The organism is Rubeoparvulum massiliense (genome assembly GCF_001049895.1).
GTDB classification, from domain to species: Bacteria; Bacillota; Bacilli; order Rubeoparvulales; family Rubeoparvulaceae; genus Rubeoparvulum; species Rubeoparvulum massiliense.
The window spans coordinates 80,889-98,933 of sequence record NZ_CVPE01000006.1; the positions used below are offsets into that span (position 1 = coordinate 80,889).

The 18,045-nt window shown below is 45.0% G+C and carries 14 protein-coding genes and 1 riboswitch; of the genes, 7 read left to right on the plus strand and 7 right to left on the minus strand.

What is annotated here, in order from left to right; genetic code table 11:
- Window positions 1–237 precede the first annotated feature (237 nt).
- The 3 genes from BN1691_RS08200 to BN1691_RS08210 all read left to right on the plus strand — a co-directional run bounded on the left by BN1691_RS08200 (window position 238) and on the right by BN1691_RS08210 (window position 4,321).
- The gene (locus tag BN1691_RS08200; protein WP_048601773.1) at window positions 238–522 is read left to right on the plus strand and encodes a hypothetical protein; all 285 of its coding nucleotides are present in this window, start codon (window positions 238–240) and stop codon (window positions 520–522) included.
- A gap of 188 nt (window positions 523–710) precedes the next feature.
- The gene (mbcS, locus tag BN1691_RS08205) at window positions 711–2,297 is read left to right on the plus strand and encodes an acyl-CoA synthetase MbcS (protein WP_048601774.1); all 1,587 of its coding nucleotides are present in this window, start codon (window positions 711–713) and stop codon (window positions 2,295–2,297) included.
- Between the two features lie 132 nt (window positions 2,298–2,429).
- Window positions 2,430–2,560, plus strand: a riboswitch (molybdenum cofactor riboswitch).
- 534 nt (window positions 2,561–3,094) lie between these two features.
- Window positions 3,095–4,321 carry a molybdopterin molybdotransferase MoeA gene (locus tag BN1691_RS08210; RefSeq protein WP_048601775.1) on the plus strand — a complete coding sequence of 409 codons (1,227 nt, stop codon included), beginning with the start codon at window positions 3,095–3,097 and terminating at the stop codon, window positions 4,319–4,321.
- A 121-nt stretch (window positions 4,322–4,442) separates the two neighbouring features.
- Here BN1691_RS08210 and BN1691_RS08215 read toward each other — a convergent pair whose 3' ends face one another.
- The 4 genes from BN1691_RS08215 to BN1691_RS08230 form a co-directional block, all read right to left on the minus strand.
- The gene (locus BN1691_RS08215; RefSeq protein WP_076850158.1) at window positions 4,443–5,858 is read right to left on the minus strand and encodes an aspartate ammonia-lyase; all 1,416 of its coding nucleotides are present in this window, start codon (window positions 5,856–5,858) and stop codon (window positions 4,443–4,445) included.
- Between the two features lie 15 nt (window positions 5,859–5,873).
- Window positions 5,874–7,328, minus strand: coding sequence for a lyase family protein (locus BN1691_RS08220; protein ID WP_048601776.1), 1,455 nt, complete (start codon window positions 7,326–7,328; stop codon window positions 5,874–5,876).
- A 224-nt stretch (window positions 7,329–7,552) separates the two neighbouring features.
- Complete coding sequence (locus tag BN1691_RS08225) at window positions 7,553–8,503, minus strand: agmatinase (RefSeq protein WP_048601777.1); 951 nt, start codon at window positions 8,501–8,503, stop codon at window positions 7,553–7,555.
- 73 nt (window positions 8,504–8,576) lie between these two features.
- Window positions 8,577–9,896: an anaerobic C4-dicarboxylate transporter family protein gene (locus tag BN1691_RS08230; RefSeq protein ID WP_048601778.1), complete on the minus strand. Its 1,320-nt coding sequence runs from the start codon at window positions 9,894–9,896 to the stop codon at window positions 8,577–8,579.
- Between the two features lie 440 nt (window positions 9,897–10,336).
- Between BN1691_RS08230 and BN1691_RS08235 the strand changes: the two genes are divergently transcribed.
- Window positions 10,337–11,233, plus strand: a complete 897-nt coding sequence (locus BN1691_RS08235; RefSeq protein WP_048601779.1) for a LysR family transcriptional regulator — start codon at window positions 10,337–10,339, stop codon at window positions 11,231–11,233.
- 414 nt (window positions 11,234–11,647) lie between these two features.
- Here the strand turns inward: BN1691_RS08235 and BN1691_RS08240 are convergent, their stop codons facing one another.
- The 3 genes from BN1691_RS08240 to BN1691_RS08250 all read right to left on the minus strand — a co-directional run bounded on the left by BN1691_RS08240 (window position 11,648) and on the right by BN1691_RS08250 (window position 14,419).
- A complete protein-coding gene (locus BN1691_RS08240) occupies window positions 11,648–12,439 on the minus strand; it encodes a hypothetical protein (protein ID WP_048601780.1) in 792 nt (263 codons plus the stop codon).
- A 168-nt stretch (window positions 12,440–12,607) separates the two neighbouring features.
- Window positions 12,608–13,468 carry a class I SAM-dependent methyltransferase gene (locus BN1691_RS08245; protein WP_048601781.1) on the minus strand — a complete coding sequence of 287 codons (861 nt, stop codon included), beginning with the start codon at window positions 13,466–13,468 and terminating at the stop codon, window positions 12,608–12,610.
- Window positions 13,469–13,582: 114 nt separating this feature from the next.
- The gene (locus BN1691_RS08250; RefSeq protein ID WP_048601782.1) at window positions 13,583–14,419 is read right to left on the minus strand and encodes a class I SAM-dependent methyltransferase; all 837 of its coding nucleotides are present in this window, start codon (window positions 14,417–14,419) and stop codon (window positions 13,583–13,585) included.
- 177 nt (window positions 14,420–14,596) lie between these two features.
- On the opposite strand from BN1691_RS08250, the gene BN1691_RS08255 reads away from it, so the two are divergent.
- The 3 genes from BN1691_RS08255 (at window position 14,597) to BN1691_RS08265 (ending at window position 17,892) form a co-directional block, all read left to right on the plus strand.
- On the plus strand, window positions 14,597–15,154 hold the full coding sequence (locus BN1691_RS08255) for a superoxide dismutase family protein (protein WP_231638373.1): 558 nt from the start codon (window positions 14,597–14,599) through the stop codon (window positions 15,152–15,154).
- A 128-nt stretch (window positions 15,155–15,282) separates the two neighbouring features.
- The gene (locus tag BN1691_RS08260) at window positions 15,283–15,750 is read left to right on the plus strand and encodes an Hsp20/alpha crystallin family protein (RefSeq protein ID WP_048601783.1); all 468 of its coding nucleotides are present in this window, start codon (window positions 15,283–15,285) and stop codon (window positions 15,748–15,750) included.
- 405 nt (window positions 15,751–16,155) lie between these two features.
- Window positions 16,156–17,892: a globin-coupled sensor protein gene (locus tag BN1691_RS08265; RefSeq protein ID WP_048601784.1), complete on the plus strand. Its 1,737-nt coding sequence runs from the start codon at window positions 16,156–16,158 to the stop codon at window positions 17,890–17,892.
- Window positions 17,893–18,045 lie beyond the last annotated feature (153 nt).

Genomic DNA, 18,045 nt, shown 5'->3' on the forward strand with positions numbered 1-18,045 from the left:
GACATGAAAAGAATGGTGAATTTGCTTTTATGTTATACTCTTATCGGGATGTTCTCTATACCCTTCAGATAGAAGCAATTCAAAGTTAGAATATGAATATACATATCATGAAAAAGGCTATTTTGTACAAGAGATGATTTATAATCATACAATTCTTGAGCGTTCAACAATACGATAGGATAGATAATCGAAATGAAATAATCATTGAGCAAGTGGCTTAAGAGGGGAGGAAACGCGATGAAGAACAGGAAGGTATGGCGCTGGATGATCATCGTTGTGATTGTTCTAGTTTTCGTGTCACCCATTATAAATTATGGTTTGGCTTTATTGGATTATCCTCCGATCTTTGCTGTTCCCATTGAGCATTATAAGGATGGTGGGACGGTGGTGTATAAAGGCTTATGGCATGTTGTCATCGATTATAATGAACTTGAGGGACCTGATTCTCGTCAAGACGTGGTCTATATCTCCCGTTTCCTGAAAAAAGGTGAACCGAATACCAATCATCGCTTAGACTTTTAGTGTGGACAATGTTGAAATAACAACGAGGAAGGCTCAGTGGATTGTTCAAATCCTGCTGGGCTTTTATTTATTTCAGGGACCAAAGATTCTTAATGTAAAAAATATACATCAAAAGTTAAAGTAAATATTCAAAATTATCAAATAATACTTTATAATAATGGATATGGAAAACGAGGGAGGGTATTTAGGTGAAACAGGGGGAGTTCATTGCTGATGAATGGTATAATCTGACTAGCGAATTCGCAAGACATGCGGAGGATCCGCAGAAGTTGGCACTAATCTGGCAGGATGAGCAAGGGAACACAGAGAGGATTACCTACGCAGATTTAATGAAGCGAGCGAATCAAATTGCCAATGTGTTGCTGGATTTAGGCGTGAAGAAGGGTGATCCAGTTCTGGTCATCATGCCGCGCTTAATCGAAACCTATGCAGTTTATATTGCCTGTTTACAATCGGGGATCGTGATAATTCCATCCTCAGAGATGCTACGAGCGCAGGATATTGCGTATCGCTTGCAGCATAGTGAAGCAGCTGCTGTCATCTGTCACCATGAGTTCACCGACGAAGTGGATCGGGTAAACAGCCTACCTGTAAGCTGTCAGCATAAATTGATCACTGGCGGTACCAAAGTAGGGTGGCAGGAGCTGTCCCTGCTAGCAGCTCAGGCATCTCCGCAATTTGAAACCCTGAAGACTCATCGAGATGATATGGCATTCCTATCCTATACCTCAGGGACAACGGGACAACCGAAGGGGGCAGTTCATACCCATGGCTGGGGCTATGCCCATCTGCGGATCGCTGCGAAGAATTGGCTGGCCATTGAGGAGAATGATATGGTCTGGGCAACGGCAGGACCAGGCTGGCAGAAGTGGATCTGGAGCCCCTTTGTTTCTGTACTTGGCAGTGGTGCGACAGGTTTTATCTATCGTGGACGTTTTGACCCCATCCAATATCTTAAGCTAATCGAAGCCTATGGAATCAATGTGCTCTGCTGTACACCCACAGAATACCGGTTAATTGCGAAGGTGGATCAGCTAGCAGAGTTTAATCTATCCTCACTCCGCAGTGCGGTCTCTGCTGGCGAGCCTCTCAATCGAGAAGTGATCGATACCTTCCAACGTCACTTCCAGCTGAAGGTACGCGATGGCTATGGCCAGACTGAAAACACCCTCCTGGTAGGGACTATGCTAGATATGGAGGTAAAGCCAGGCTCCATGGGTAAGCCCACACCAGGCAATCTGGTGGAGATTATTGATGAGGATGGGCAGCCTGTACCTGTGGGTGAAGTAGGTGATATTGCAGTTCATCGTTCAACGCCTACCCTTTTTAAAGAGTATTACCGTGAGCCAGAGCGGACGATGGCAGCATTCCGAGGCGATTACTATATCACTGGGGATAAAGCCTCTAAGGATGAAGATGGGTATTTATGGTTTGAGGGTCGGGGCGATGATATTATTATTAGCTCCGGATATACCATCGGCCCATTCGAGGTAGAGGATGCACTGACCAAGCATCCTGCGGTACAGGAATGTGCTGTGGTGGCAAGTCCCGATGAGGTGCGGGGGAATATTGTGAAGGCCTTTATTGTCTTAAAAAGTAGCTATAACCCCAGCGAAGAGCTGACGACGGAGCTACAGGAGCATGTAAAAGCCCTAACGGCACCCTATAAATATCCTCGGAAGATTGAATACTTGCAGGATCTACCCAAAACAACATCGGGTAAGATCCGACGAATTGAGCTGCGCGTCCATGAACTGCAAGGAAAAAGCAGGTGATTCCCTCAGGTAGTAAGGACGTTCTGCTTAATCGTAGAGAATTAGTCACATTCAACTCTTAAATCCAATGGAAAACCCGTACGACACGCTTATAATATAAAATATTGGAATAAGATTTGACCTATTATGCCAACAATTGAATATCTCCGAGCTTTTCATCCTAAAGGATTCCAATGGATGGATCGCCTGAGCTGTCTGCTCACAGGGTATGATTGGAAACAGTTATACCTCCCGTTTTGGAAAGGAGAAAGGATTCTACATAGGTTGAGACTCCCACGACTAAAGTCGCAAGCCCTGACGGGTGGGATTCCTGCATGGCTTTGCGTTCTCAGTCCATTTCTGTTTTGAACAGCCTGCAAGATGAGGGTGTCTCATCACCCCTCCATATCCAGTGCATATAGCAGATATGGCTACGCTACTATGACCATCGCGTACAGTTTTTTCGTTCGTGGTGTTTTAGCGTCTTGTTCTTGACGACACATATCGTTTTACCGATCGCATGTATTAGGCGATCGAACCTTATACGATATCCAATTTTCAAAGAACGAGGTTGTGTTAGAGACTTGTACTTGTCTATAAGCAAATTATAGTACAATTCAGACAATTATGGTAGCCATAAGCTACCCCTTGTCTGACCTCGCTTTCATCCCATATCTAAAGACGGTCTACGCCCTGCATGGGCTTTCTCGTTCGGAAAATCGGTAATGTGGCATCTGGTGATGATCTTTGTCTTCTTCACGAAGGCAGGGATTTTTTTAAGCTGTGAGACATTATTATCGTGCTTGGGGAGGATCAAGATGAGAGAGAATATTTCATTAGAAGAAGCAGAGCAGCTATTGCTGGATCATTGTAAGGTTTATAACACAAAGAGCGTCTTGCTTTCCGATGCACTTGGTCGAGTATTAGCAGAGGATGTTGTGGCAGGGGAGAATATACCTCCATTCGATCGCACGCCCTTAGATGGTTATGCCATGGCAGCGAAGGATACAGAGGGAGCAAGTGTGGAGCATCCGATATCATTACGGGTCATTGAAGAAGTACCAGCAGGTTATACTGCCACGCAAGGGATTACAACAGGGACAACTATTAAGGTGATGACTGGAGCCCCAATCCCGGAGGGGGCTGATGCCATAATTAAATTCGAAGCCGTGGAACGGCAGGGTGACAAAATCAGCCTGCAAAGGGGAATGCACTCTGGTGAGAATATTATCTGGGGCGGTGAGGATGTAAGGATTGGTCAGATCGTAGCACAACGAGGAATGATCATCACGCCACCTATTATGGGGCTCTGTGCTGCTCTTGGTATTAACAAGTTGACCGTCTATGAGCAGCCACAGATTGCACTTGTAAGCACCGGTGATGAATTGGTGGATGTAACAGAACCCCTTCAGCCAGGTCAGATCAGGAATAGTAATTCCTATAGCTTACAGGGCTATTGCAAACAGGAAGGGGCCATTCCTGTTGTAATTGGAACAGTCAAGGATGAGGTGGATGCCATCGTTGCTATGATTGAGCGTGGATTGGAGCAAGCAAACATGGTGATCACAACAGGTGGTGCATCGGTAGGCGATTATGATGTAATCGCTGATGCACTTCAAGCACTTGGGGCAGAGATGATTTTTCGCAGGATTAATGTGAAGCCTGGGATGCCTACCATGGCTGCAGTCAAGGATGGTAAGGTGATCCTAGGATTATCAGGGAATCCAGCAGCGAGTCTCATTGTCTATCAGCTCCTGGGGATTCCGTTCATTCGTAAGCTGGCAGGGCGGAAGGAGTATCAGCTACCGAAGCTGGAGGCAATCGTGCGAGATCAATTTCGCAAAGCTAGCCCACAGCGGCGGTTTCTAAGAGGGAAGTTGATCTTGGAGCATGGACAGATTGCAGTAGATTTAACGGGGAGTCAGGGCAATGGGATACTTAGCTCCATGGTGGGCTGCAATGTACTGGTGGAGGTTCCAGCCGGAAGTCCTGCACTTATGGGTGGGGAAAGATTAGTAGCCTATCTTGTAGAGCAGATTGGCTAACTAGCAAGGATCCCCTTTTAGTGAAGGAAGGTGCTATTCTAACAATCCTTTGCATAGATTGCAGAACCAACACCTTCCTTTTTCATATGCTTTGCAAATGAGAAGATCTGCGAAACCAAGTTTACTTTGTTCGTTGGCTAATCATTTGGCTGCTTTGCTTGATATTGGTCATGGCAACTGGATCACAAAGCTGATGTACCTCTTCAGGGGCGATGCCTTTTTCGATGAGAAGCTCTTGAATGGATAGCTTGCGTGCCAGTGCCTCTTTAGCGATCTCACTTGCTTTTGTATAGCCAAGGATGGGAACGAGGACAGTAGCTAAGGCAAGGGAGGAGTTGGCATAGGTTTCACAGACTTCACGATTCGCCACAAGCCCAGCAATACACTTGTCAATAAAGAGTGGGATGCTATTGGTAAGCAGATGACATGATTCGAATAAGCAGGTCATGATAATGGGTTCCCAGATATTGAGGTCCAGCTCACCACGGTCAGCAGCGAGGGTGATGGTCACATCATTACCATAGACGCGGAAGCAGACCTGCATCACCATCTCGGGGAGCACAGGGTTCACTTTGCCAGGCATGATAGATGAGCCTGGCTGAATGGCAGGTAGGGTGATCTCCTGTAATCCTGCACGGGGTCCAGAGGAGAGAAGGCGGAAGTCACTGGCCATCTTGGACAGACCTGTGGCGATGCTCTTTAATACTGCGGAGACTTTAACATAAAGATCAGCATTCTGTAAGCCATCGAAGAAGTTTAACTCCATCATCACCGGTATTCCAGATACCTGTGGAAGGAAAGTATAAACATGCTCTAAGTAGCCGGGGAAGGTACCAACACCCGTTCCAACAGCAGTCGCACCGAGAGGAAGATAGAGGCAGCGATTTTTCATCTCTTCCACATCCTCTACCATCCGTTCTGCAAAGGAGCGATAACCACTAAATTGCTGGCTCATCATGATGGGAACAGCATCTTGGAGGCAGGTGCGTGCTGTTTTCACCACATCCTTAAATTCCTCTTCCTTCTTAGTGAGTACATAGACCAGTTCCTTTAACTGCTCCACTAGTGTGTGCAAGGAGAGGAAGGTGGCCATCTTCATGGCAGCGGGGATCACGTCATTTGTGGATTGTCCCATATTCACATGGGTATTGGGGTGTATGGGATCATAGCCCTTAACACCGATCAGGATTTCGTTGGCCCGATTAGCAATTACTTCATTTACATTCATGTTTAATGAGGTGCCGCCACCGCCATGGTAGGGATCGATGGGAAATTGTCCTGCCATCTCACCTTCCATAATTTCATCGCAGGCGTTACAGATGGCATCTGCTAGTTCTTTGGGGAGGGCACCGATCTGCTGATTGGCGAGGGCAGCTGCTTTTTTAATGGCTGCAATACTCCAGATCATATTGGGAAACTCTTCTACCGTACGATCCGACACATTGAAGTTACGAAGAGCACGTACGGTTTGGATTCCATAGTAATATTCTGCATCCACTTCTAGTTCACCTAATGAGTCTTTCTCTTTACGCATCATGTGAGGGACCCCTTTCTATGCTTGAATAGCTACCTGTTTTTTCTTTGCAAAAATCGCTTCCATATGTTCCAGATAATGAGCCATAGCAAGAGGGTTGAGGAGTTGTTCTGCTTCATCCGCTGTCAGCAGACCCATTTCAACAGTGACTTGCTTAACTGTCTTGTGCTCACGCAAGGCCTCTTTTGCAACCTTACTACCCATGGGATACCCATAGATGGCAGAAATGATGGTTGCCATGGCAGGGGACCATTCGGCTTCGTGCTGACAACGCTCACGATTAGCTTCAATGCCAGAGATACAGGAACCAAGTACAGGAAGAAAATGTTGTAGCATGGTACAGGATTGGAAGAGGGCATTGCTAGCCATATTGAGATAGAGTTGGAGCTCGAGGTTATCGCCTTCACCCTCCACCTGCATGGTGACTGTTACATCCTGTCCACATACTTGGTGGGCGATATCCACCATCGCCATGAAGACGACAGGGTTCACCTTACCAGGCATGATGGATGAGCCTGGTTGTATCGCTGGTATTGTGATTTCTCCGATTCCTGCCTGAGGTCCAGATGACATGAACATCAGATCCTTAGCCATCCGTGCAAGGCCGGTGGCAAGACTTTTGAGGGAAGCCGATACCCGAATAAATGTATCAGCGCTTTGGAAGGCATCGAAGAGATTCTCAGCCTGCGTCACAGGAAGATCAAATATGGCTGCTACTTCATCACAGACCTGTTCGACATAGCCAGGGAAGGTTCCTACACAGGTTCCAATCGCCGTTCCACCCAGGGGAAGAACTAAGAGTTCCTGAGCCGTCTGCGCGATCTCTTGATATTGACGGTGAAGAAAGCTTTGATAGCCACTGAATTGCTGACCGATGGTAATGGGAAGCGCATCCTGTAAACAGGTACGACCAACCTTCACTACATCCTTAAATTGCTCCGCTTTATATGTCAGGATACTCTCCAAATCGTTGATTTTAGGTAATAGCTCTTGGATGGTGAGGTAGAGAGCAAGCTTTAGCCCAGAAGGATGGACATCGTTGGTGGATTGACCCATATTTACATGGGTATTGGGATGAACAAGATCATTCCCTTTATGACCGGTGAGGATCTCATTAGCACGATTTGCAATAATCTCATTGACGCTCATATTGCCAGGGGTTCCATTAGCTACAAGATCGATGGGGATAGAGACCTGTAAGCGACCATCCATGAGTTCTTCGGCTGCTTGACAGATGGCGGAGACAATCTGCCCGTCGAGGGCGCCGATTTTCCCATTGGTGATCGCGCATGCTTTTTTGAGCCCAGCCATGCAATAGAGATAGTGGGGGAGATGCTCAGAAAGATTCCACCCAGTAATCCTGCCAAAGTTTTTCCGAACACGTTCGGTCATGATACCATAGTAGACCTCGTCAGGGATCTGTAGGGTTCCCAATGAATCTTGCTCTTCGCGTAATTTTGGTTCGTGATCCATCTTCATTCCTCCTATCATTGAAGGTGAATATTATAAGAAGGTTATCAACGCTATCAACAGAGAAGAGATGATAGAATGACAGAGATCCGCTGGTAGTTTGGGGGAACTTCCAGCGGATTTCTGCTTACGGGGGTGTACATCAATGATTTGGTGGAACCATTGATATCGAGTAGCAATCTATTTGATCAGATGCCCTACCATCTGCCTACTCGCTATTTCACGAGCTATTTCATTTCGCCTTTTTTCTCTTTTTGTTTTAAAATTTGACCAAGGAAGTTGAGGATGGTCATGGCAGCAACCCGTGGTGTAACACCAGCTGGGTCATATTGCGGTGCCACTTCTACAAGGTCAAAGCCCACAACCTCACCTTTTTTCGCTAAGGCGGCTAACATATCATTTAGTTCATCGAAGGTGAAGCCACCAGGGGAAGGAGAGCCTGCACCAGGTGCATAGGTGAGATCCAGTGAATCAATATCGATGGTGACGAAGTATTTTTCCGATTGAGGAATCTTCGCCATGACACCTTCCACACCAATGGCTTTGGCTTCTTTGGCAGGGATTAAGACACTGCCATAGGCGCGAGCATCCTCAAAGTCTTCCTTCCGGCTACTACCAAGGCCACGGATACCTACTTGAGCCATACCTTCTACATAGTCGAGTCCAGACATATTGCGCATTGGAGTACCATTTCCGAAGTGTTGACGGGACCAGTCGAGATGAGCATCGAACTGTACCACTGTGAATGGACCTTTCTCCTTCAAGCCACGACATACAGCATAGGTGATAGAGTGGTCACCGCCCATGACCACTGGAATGGCACCTTTTTCCACGATTTTTGCCACGGATGTTTCAATATTGATGAAGGATTGTTCCACATCAGCAATCACCACATCAGCATCACCACAATCGACAATTTTCCATGGTGCAGCGAGGAATACTTCATCGGTCTCGGGGTCATAGAAGCCAGCATCACCGCGTCCATAGTGGGTAGAAACCTCACGGATCCGGCGTGGGCCTAGACGAGTACCAGATAGAAATCCGATTCCGAGGTCATAAGGCACACCAAGGACAGCAGCATCGGCATCCAATTCTTCAAGGTCGGTGCAAATGGGGTACTTGGCAAAGGAACAGATTCCAACGATTGGTGCGTGTGTAGGCGTGTTTTTGTTACTCATTTCACAAATCCCCTTTCAGTATGTTCATAAATTGGTAAGTAGGTTGAGCATCGGTTGATATGGTTGATAGGAATTAGAAGAAGAGCGCCATTAAGCCGTAACCTATGAGAACGGAGAAGAAGCAAGCGATTAAACCAGGTACCATAAAGCTGTGGTTAAAGAGATACTTACCGATTCTCGTTGTTCCAGTCCGGTCAAAGTTGATACCCGCAACGATGGTGCCATAGCAAGGAACGACAAAGTATCCATTCACTGCAGGGAACATCGCGATTAGAGCAGGAGCTGGAATACCTAGGGCAATTCCTAGTGGCATTAAAGCACGAACTGTAGCCGCTTGACTGAACAGCATGGCAGAGAGAATAAAGAGTGCGAAGGCAAACAAGAAAGGATAAGCTGTAACCATCTCTGTTAATGCGCCTTTAATTTGAGCCATATTGTTTTGGAAGAAGGTATCACCGAGCCAAGCCACACCGAAGATGGCGATTACAGAAGCCATACCAGTTCGGAATACATCACTGTCGATAATATCCTGTACCTTTGGCTTACAGAAGGTAAGGATGGCTGCAGCAGCAGTCAGCATGACGATTTCAATGGCGAGGGTCATAGAGAGACGAACCTCACTACCATCCACAATCCAGACAGGGCGTAAACTTTGAACTGTACCTACGAGTGTAACGATCAAGGCTGCTCCGATAAAGAGAGCAACAGATAACTTAGCGGATTTGGAGAACTCCTTATAGACAGGTTCACCGGTACGGACTGGAGGAATCAGGCCTTCACGGACGCGACGTTGGTACTCTTCATCCAGGTGTAATTCCTTCCCTTTCTTAGAAACGAGAAAAGCTGCAATCAGTACACTGATAATGGTAGCAGGGATACAAACCTTTAGAATATCGAAGAGGGTAATCCCTTGCGGACTTAACATGGCTAATAGGGTAACAGTTGCTGCTGAGATGGGGCAAGCAGTAATCGCTTGCTGTGAGGCGATAATCCCGATGGAGAGGGGACGCTCTGGACGAACACCAGATTCACGAGCCACTTCTGCTACAACAGGAATTAGTGCGAAAGCGATATTACCTGTACCTGCACAAATGGTAAAGATATACATAACGATGGGTGCCATATAGGTGATACGGGAAGGATTTTTCCGTAGCATTTTTTCAGCGATTTGAACCAGATAATCCATCCCTTTTGTTGCTTGTAATGTTGAAGCTGCAGTAACTACGGAAATGATAATTAGCATTACATCAATCGGTGGGGAGGTAGGCTGTAGCTTAAAGACGAAGACGAGAATCAGTAGGCCAACCCCGCCGTAAAACCCTAGCCCCATTGCGCCTTTGCGTGCTCCAATTAGAATACATGCAAGAACGATAGCTAGTTCTATATAGATCATATTCTTTTTCCTCCTCTTCCTTAGCAGTGGAAGGCATCGGCGTCAGTCGCGTTGTCCAATTGGGTACTCATTCATTGTGTCTGTCATTGATCACCTCCTGATATAATTAGCAAAATTCAAAAGATTGGGAAAGTAAGACGCCAACCGTATGGGTAGGAGTCCATCTATTCTACCCCGTACTTTTTCGTGGAAGTACGAGAGAGAATATGCTTCACTTGCTAACTCAACAGTAACACGGAATAGGCTCTGTATAGCCAAGAGGCTCTTTATCCACTTATAGAAAAAAGTTATAACCTATAGAAAATAAGGAGCCATTCATTAGAAATCATCGCTTCGCATCAAGGAAGATCCTTCAATTTGCCAAAATATTTAGCCAGCTAACATGGTAGACTCAGAGTATAGATAAGTTCGGATAACAAAGGTGAGGAAGGGATGGGGTCATGAATATTGAGCAGATCAAGTCGTTTCTCTATGCGGTGTATTACGGTAGCTTTAATAAGGCTGCTGAGGCACTCTTTTTAACACAGCCTTCCATCACAGCGCGGATCCGTACACTAGAAGAGGAGCTAGGGCGAGAGCTATTCCATCGTGAGGGGAATAAACTTGCGCTGACGGAGAGTGGCAATATCTTTCTGCCTTATGCTGAGAAGCTGCTTGGTATGTGCAATGAAGTGGAGTATAAATTACAACAGCAGCTCTCCGTTTCTAATGAGCTAAAGATTGGCTGCTCCAAAGCCATCTCCAACTATGTAATCCCAGAAATTATGCCTGAACTACGGAGAAAGCATCCAGAAGTTCAGGTGAACCTCATCTCTGGAAATTCCAAGGATATCGTGGATCTTGTCATGAAAGAGGAAGTAGACTTTGGCATTATTCGAACGATCACCAATCCAATTCTAAAGATTAGACCATTATTCAAGTCGAGGGTCAGTCTCTTTGCAAAACCGGATCACCCATTATTAGAAAAAGGTAAGCCGATTCAATTATCAGAGATGTTCGCCTATGATTTGATCTTTTATGATCATCAATCCCTCGATTGGCTTTTCTTTTGTCGTTTACTGGATCAGGCCAAGCATTCAGCGAAGGTAATCGTGGAGGTGGATTGTACGGAGACGGCAAAGCGCTTGATTATGAAGGACTTAGGTATCTGTTTCTTACCAGAGTTTGCGGTATGTGATGAAGTGAACAATGGGATGCTGGCGAAGGTGCCATTGGCGGAGGAGATCAATATCTATGACGAAACCGCCTTAACCTATCTACCGAAATTTGAGGAGAGTCCCTTTATGCAGTTTTTTTCCACACTCTCCTTTGAAAACTGTCACCTTCACTTGGACTGAGCTGGAATAAGGTGAAGCAGAAGAAGCCCCATGCTGATGGTACAAATGGCATCTATTTCAGTTTGTACGTCCGGATAAATGAAGCTAAACAATCTGCGCCATTAGTTCCTGTGCCCGTATTCATGACTTCTTAAGTTTTGAAATCTCTCTTTTGGCAACCCTTACACGAAAAAAGCCATGAGAGTGATTCCTCATGGCTTTAAAAAGAGTTAGGTTTTAAGTGGTAGGTAGTTCACGAATCTTTATGGATTAGTCAAGAACACTCGTGGCTTTAGCTATGACAGGTTCAAATGTAACGGTATAATCACCAAAAGTAGTTACATAATATAAACGTGGAGATGAAGATTATGGAGCTTACTATATAGAAAAGGACTAAATTATTAAGTCTAGAACAATAATATTATTGTGCTAGACTTATTGATTGATGAGGGATTTTTCTAGTTTAATCGTATGCTCTTCTTCAACTCGAGTTCTCGCATTTCTTTTTATATATATGATGGAATATTCATCTTTCCACTCTTTAGGATAAAGAATATGCTCATCATCTGCCTCGATCAACGTTATAAGTTGTTGTTTTTCAAGATCATACATTGCTAAATCAAATGTATTTTCTAATTCTGTCTCATTGCGATATTTATAAGGTGTATTATTTTTCAGGCTAATGGAGATAAACCGTGAATCTGGAGAGAAGATCGGATCACGAGTATATTCAATTTTGCTTGCTATAACACTCAAATCGCTTGTACGAATAATATATCCTTCACGAACCATGGAGGTCCCAGTATCGATAAATAATGCTTGGCTATCAGGTGACCAAATAATATCGCCAATAAACTGAGATCCGATATCTAATTGGGTGGGGATAGGATTACCCACACTCCAAATATAGGATAACCCTAAATTTTCAATATATGGTTGTCCTTGATCGTTTATTTGCTTTTCACCTATACCAAACGCCACCATTTCTTGATTCGGTGATACCGTCATGCTTCGCACGGGTTCATGTTGTAGTTCACTAACAATTGTTTCTAAATTTGCTTCGTCAATGAACAATTTGAGATTATCCATTTCAACTTCTTCAATTTCTATACCAGCTTGCCCAGAATCATTTACCTTTGGGGTCGTTGTAGATTCATTTTGTTCAGAACAACCAGAAAGAAGAACTAAGATGATAGAAGAAATGATGGTCACCATACATTTTTTCATAATTGCCCTCCTAAACTGCCATCATTTTACAACTAAAACCAATATTATGCAAATTAGATGATGTGTTTAGGTAGTGGATAGCCCTGTGGAAGCATCTTAGGTTGTACTAGGATTCAATGACCTTGTAGTTGTTGAATTTCTGTCTTGATAAAAATAGAAATCGTGATCCTATCTCTTCACATTCCAGTACATCCATGCCAGCTTTGATTGAACCTGCTCTAATACCACGCCTTGGTGCTGTGCTGCATCTTGTTGTAGTGCTGATTGTAGGCGGTTTTGCTGATCTGCCGATAGAGGGTGCTCCTGTTCGGCTTCGAAGTAGAGGGTGAAGTACTCTATAGCTTCGTCCAGCTGCCACTCAATCTCCCAATCCCGCTCTAAATATTGCAAGGCAGGATAGTAACCTTCTAGCCAGAGAACATTGAAGGTGGCATAGACGGCATCCCCTTCACGGTACGTCTTCTCAGGAAGTCCAAGGAGAGAGCGCAGTCGATTCTGTAAGGGATTCCGCTTATAGACGAAGTTGCTATAGAAGCAGCCATGCCTGCTTACCTGATTCATCTTCGCAATCGCTTCTAAGCTGGAGATCCCTGGTGTCTTCGAAGCGAAGACGAGATCGAAGCCATCGCTACCTAGATCAGCAGGCGTCAACTGCTCCCAGGGTGCATGGATGAACTGAATTTGTTGAGCGACACCAGCCTCACTACTATTGGCCTTGGCCTTCTCTAACATTCCTTCGGAGATATCTAATGCGGTTACCGCGTGATCGCGCTTCGCAAAATTCACAGCAAATTTACCAGGGCCACAGCCGATATCCAGCACATTGAAGCTGGGTTGGATGCCTCCTAAATCGGAAAGCCAAGCATAGAGCTTATCCCAGTTTGGGTCTTCCTTGGTCCGTTTCACATGTTGATTATAGCGGGTGGAGCGGAAGTTCCAAAACTTCTCCTGCTCCGGTCGATCATTCTGTTCTTCCTGCCAGAGGGTGGCGAATGCTTCTACAGTAAATGATGTATCTTGTTGGTCCAAGCTATATCCTCCTTCTGTATCTGAGTGCTTTATCTATCTGATGAAGAAGTAATTACCCCCTCTAGTATACCTCGGCCTGAAGCTAGCAGCTACTCTTTCCCGATCTGATGGAGACTAATTCACATTCCAATAGAGCCAAGCCACCTTGGTATGAACCTCCTGGCGGATAAGATGGTCAGCTTGTTCGGTGGCCATTTCTTGTAATGTACTTGCGATGATTTGATCCAATTGGGGATCATCCACCGGATTGATCCGTAAGAAGAGCCGAAAATGTTCGATGGCCTCTTCAAGGGTAAATTTATTCTCCCAGCTAGAGTCGACATAGAAGATGGTTGGAAAATATCCTTTTAGCCAGAGGATATTGAAAACAGCGTAGATTCGTTGCATGTGGAAGTTCTGATCCTTGTTCATCTGAAGGAGTGCACGAAGACGTTCAGCAATGGGCTCATGCTTGGAAACAGAGCTACTAAGAAAGCATCCACCACGACTACAACGAATCATCTTATCCAATGCCGCTTCGTTGCGGATGGCGGGGGTCATGGACGCGAAGGTGAGGTCGAAGGCACCAGTCCAGCCAGCTTTCTCTACATCGAGTTCTTCCCATATATCACAATCAAATTGGGTTCGCTCCTTTACCCCATACTTATCAGCATTCTCCTTTGCATACTGTATCATGGCTGATGAGATATCGATGCCTACCACTTCGTGACCTGCTTGGGCGAAGGGGATGGCATACTTCCCAGAGCCACAGCCAATATCAAGAATTCTACCTGGCGATTGGAGTGCATTATTCCCCTTGAGCCATGCCATTAGCTTGGCCACACGTTCAAGATGCTCCTCATCTTCCATCTGCTGATTGAATTGGGCTGCACGATAATTCCAGAACTCCTCCTGCTCCTTGTATCGTGCCTCCTCACCCCAAAGCTTGCTGAACTCCTCCACATTGATCATGATGCTACCTCCCTTAGTCAAGTCAGGCTATGTATGGAACCGTGGATTTTCGGATGAATTTTACATGTCTAATAGCATCATACCATAGTGTGATAAGTTGAACGCGGCATCGCATAAAAACACCATCATGATCCAAATACTAGATGGTGATGTAATCATTAGGAAAGGGTGATGACTGTGTTTAATCGTAAAACGATGGGGTGGGTCATGGTACTTGCCTTGGCTGTGACCATTCTGCTCACAGGCTTTGGTGGTAAAGACGAGACAGAGGTACTTCAGGTGGTTTTAGTGAATCCAGAAGGAAAAGCAGTGGGGGAAGCCACCTTGCGGGAGACCAATTCAGGTGTTCTCATCCATGTCCGTGCTCAGGAGCTTCAGCCTGGCAAGCATGCGCTGCATATTCATGAGTTTGGACTCTGTGAAGGACCTGAATTCACCTCAGCAGGTGGACATTTCAATCCATATAACAAAGAGCATGGTTTCGAGAATCCTAAAGGGCCTCATGCAGGTGATTTACCCAATGTGTATGTGACACCGCAGGGAACATTAGAAGTGGAAGTGCTCGCCCATCAGGTGACGCTTAAGAAGGGGAAGAAAAACTCCCTCGTACGGAAGGATGGGGCCACACTCATGCTCCATGCCATGGAAGATGATTACCGTACCAATCCAGCTGGCAATGCAGGTGCACGTGTAGTCTGTGGTGTGATTAGTCCCAAGGAAATGGAGAAAAAGTAACGTATACAAAAAGTAATGCAGGCTTTGTTCAGATAAAGGTTCATTAAATTGACACATCTCCCGCTAGATGGAATGGGAATATAAAGAATAGGAGGAATCCTAGTACAATTAAACGAGGAGGATGGATCATGCGTTACTTACGAAAACCAAACCGTAGCGATGACAATTGGGCCGTACAGTTACAGCGGGAGATGAATAATCTGATTGAACGCTTTTTTCAGGAGCCATTTGGTCGATCTAATTCTCTCCTAGAACCTACTCTTACTTTTACACCTGCATTAAATGTCCGAGAGTCAGAGACCAACTATATTGTTGAGGCAGAGGTACCTGGCATGGATGTGAAGGATTTGGAAGTGGAGATCAATGATCGCGTTCTTACCATCCGTGGAGAGAAACGGGATGAACGTACTTCAGAGGAAGGGGAAACCTTTCTAACTGAGCGGCAGTATGGATCATTTAAACGTTCATTTACCTTACCAGAGAATGCATTGGTGGATGAAGTAAAGGCTTATACCAAGAATGGGGTGCTCTTTATTGAGATCCCCAAGGAGAAGCCAACGGATGTACGAAAGATCGATATTGATAATCGTGAATAAGCTAGGTGATTGTATGGGCTCCATGATATGGAGCCTTATTTTTTTCCGCTTTTTCAAAGCTAGATGACTAGAATAATGAAAAAGAAGCAGCCAGTTGAAAAAATGAACCGAAAGTCTTATGCAACTACTGGAAAGCCTGCTTTATATAACATAATTGTGTAAAGAAATGATTATAAAAATGTTAATTTTTCGTAAACGGTGGGAATAACTCCTTTCCTTGGGCTGCATAAAGCATGATTTATATTATAAAAAGAGCAAAACAAGTAGTTTGACAAGGTGTATATAGTACTTTGATAATTAAAATATTAGAATATTAAAATTTTCATTGGCTTTTTGAGATCAATATGGGAAATGGAAGAGTAGAAAGTTGACTTCAAGAAATGCAGCTAAGGAGGAGTTAATAAGATGTTTGCAAGAAAACCGGTAGAAGAACATGTGAATATTAAAGCCTGGCAGGAAGTGATTTCACCGCAACTGAAGGAGAAATTAGATTTTCTTTTCTTTACAGCAGAGGATCTTCAGAGAATCCATCAACTAAGGGAGTTACTGGAAGAATCGGCTCAGCCCATTACAGAGAAGCATGTGAAAGCCCTTCTACAGCAACCCCATACGCAGAAGATCATTCCTACGCCACAGCTTCAAGAACGAATCCGTCATACCTTCGCCGAGTATATTCGTACCTTAGGAAGTGTAGAGTTGAATGAGCAGTATGTAATATCGCGCATCAAGATCGGTCAGGTTCATCATCGGATTCAACTGGCACCAGACTGGTTTATTGCCTCTTACTCTCATCTAATGAATGAACTGCTCCCTGCTGTGCAGAAGCGATTTGGAAAGCGTGGCTTTGCGCTGATTAATTCTTTACAGAAGCTCCTCCTCCTCGATGCGCAGATCGTCTTAGAATCCTATGAAGAAGCCCATGAATATCGTTTCGTCGATGTAAACAGCCAGATTATCGAAGAAGTGGTCCAATTAAATCAGTTTGCCAATGTGGTGGAGACCATGGGTGAAACCATGCAGGACGCCACCAATGTAAGTGCAGCTTCACAACAGCTTACAGCGGCTGTTAATGATGTGGCCACGGAGATGATCCGAATCGCCCAAGAGGTGGATGAAATCGGAAGTAATACTCGTAACAACCAAGAGCAATTACACCAGACCCTCCAAGGCTTTAATGAGATGACTATGCTTTTTAATGCAACCAAAGGGGATATTCAAGAATTACGTCAGGAGATTGAAGGAATTGAAGGGATCGTTCAATTGATCAAAGGATTGGCAGACTCGACCAACCTCCTAGCTCTCAATGCTTCCATTGAGGCTGCTCGTGCTGGTGAGGAGGGGAAAGGATTTGCTGTTGTAGCTCAAGAGGTAAGGAAGCTGGCAGAGCAGACGAAGGCATCCATTGAGCAAATTACAACGGTGATCGAACAGGTGCAAGGAGAAGCGAAAAAGGTGAGTGACCGTACAGAGGGTTTAGTGCTTCACCTTCATCAACAGATCGATGAAGCGAAGCAAGCGGTCACTTACTTCGATGAGGTGGTGGATCAGGTGAACAAGATTCATACACGGATCGATGGCTTTACAAGCGTTGTGGATGAATCCTCAGAAGCGACTCGTGATATTGCTGAGCGGATGTACCATGTGGTGCAAGCGACTGAGAATAATCAGGGTCTGGTAGGTCAAATGGGCCTTCAGCTCTATAAGATGAGCCGCAATGTAGATGAGCTACGGGATCTCTCTTCTGCCAATCTTTCTAAGCTTGCCAACCCCCAATTCTTACGGATGGTACGAACGGATCATATTCTAATAGGCTGGTGGGCCTATAATGCCTTATTAGGCTATCACTCACTTGATGGCGACACCTCATTAGATGCCCATAATTGCACGTTGCAGAAATGGATCAGCGAACAGCGTACACAACAGGATCCCATCGTTCATCATTCCCTCTTCGCTCAGCTTGAAGTGCTTGACCAAGAGCTTCACGGGAGGGTGAAAGAGATTGCCCAGCTCATCTCCTTGGCTCAACATGATGAAGCCAAGCAGGTATATGAGAAGTTAATTCAACTGACTCAGCGTATTACAGAGGTTCTAGATCAACTGCGGGAAGCAAGCTCTCAGCACAGCACTTTTCATAAGCAGTAAGCTACTAGAAGAATGCATCAATAATGCCCACTTTCTTTTCAAGGCAAAATAGCTTAAAATATTTGAATATGATGGCAATTCACAAATAGAAACAGGTCAAAAGACATTGGTTGGCGAAGTCCTTAACTACACTTCAAAAATAGTAAAGAGAAG

What these genes read in the sequence shown, in the direction of transcription:
- BN1691_RS08200 (WP_048601773.1), top strand. Translation starts at nt 238, where the DNA reads ATGAAGAACAGGAAGGTATGGCGCTGGATGATCATCGTTGTGATTGTT.
- BN1691_RS08210 (WP_048601775.1), top strand. Translation starts at nt 3,095, where the DNA reads ATGAGAGAGAATATTTCATTAGAAGAAGCAGAGCAGCTATTGCTGGAT.
- BN1691_RS08215 (WP_076850158.1), bottom strand. Translation starts at nt 5,858, where the DNA reads ATGATGCGTAAAGAGAAAGACTCATTAGGTGAACTAGAAGTGGATGCA.
- BN1691_RS08220 (WP_048601776.1), bottom strand. Translation starts at nt 7,328, where the DNA reads ATGGATCACGAACCAAAATTACGCGAAGAGCAAGATTCATTGGGAACC.
- BN1691_RS08225 (WP_048601777.1), bottom strand. Translation starts at nt 8,503, where the DNA reads ATGAGTAACAAAAACACGCCTACACACGCACCAATCGTTGGAATCTGT.
- BN1691_RS08230 (WP_048601778.1), bottom strand. Translation starts at nt 9,896, where the DNA reads ATGATCTATATAGAACTAGCTATCGTTCTTGCATGTATTCTAATTGGA.
- BN1691_RS08235 (WP_048601779.1), top strand. Translation starts at nt 10,337, where the DNA reads ATGAATATTGAGCAGATCAAGTCGTTTCTCTATGCGGTGTATTACGGT.
- BN1691_RS08240 (WP_048601780.1), bottom strand. Translation starts at nt 12,439, where the DNA reads ATGAAAAAATGTATGGTGACCATCATTTCTTCTATCATCTTAGTTCTT.
- BN1691_RS08250 (WP_048601782.1), bottom strand. Translation starts at nt 14,419, where the DNA reads ATGATCAATGTGGAGGAGTTCAGCAAGCTTTGGGGTGAGGAGGCACGA.
- BN1691_RS08260 (WP_048601783.1), top strand. Translation starts at nt 15,283, where the DNA reads ATGCGTTACTTACGAAAACCAAACCGTAGCGATGACAATTGGGCCGTA.
- BN1691_RS08265 (WP_048601784.1), top strand. Translation starts at nt 16,156, where the DNA reads ATGTTTGCAAGAAAACCGGTAGAAGAACATGTGAATATTAAAGCCTGG.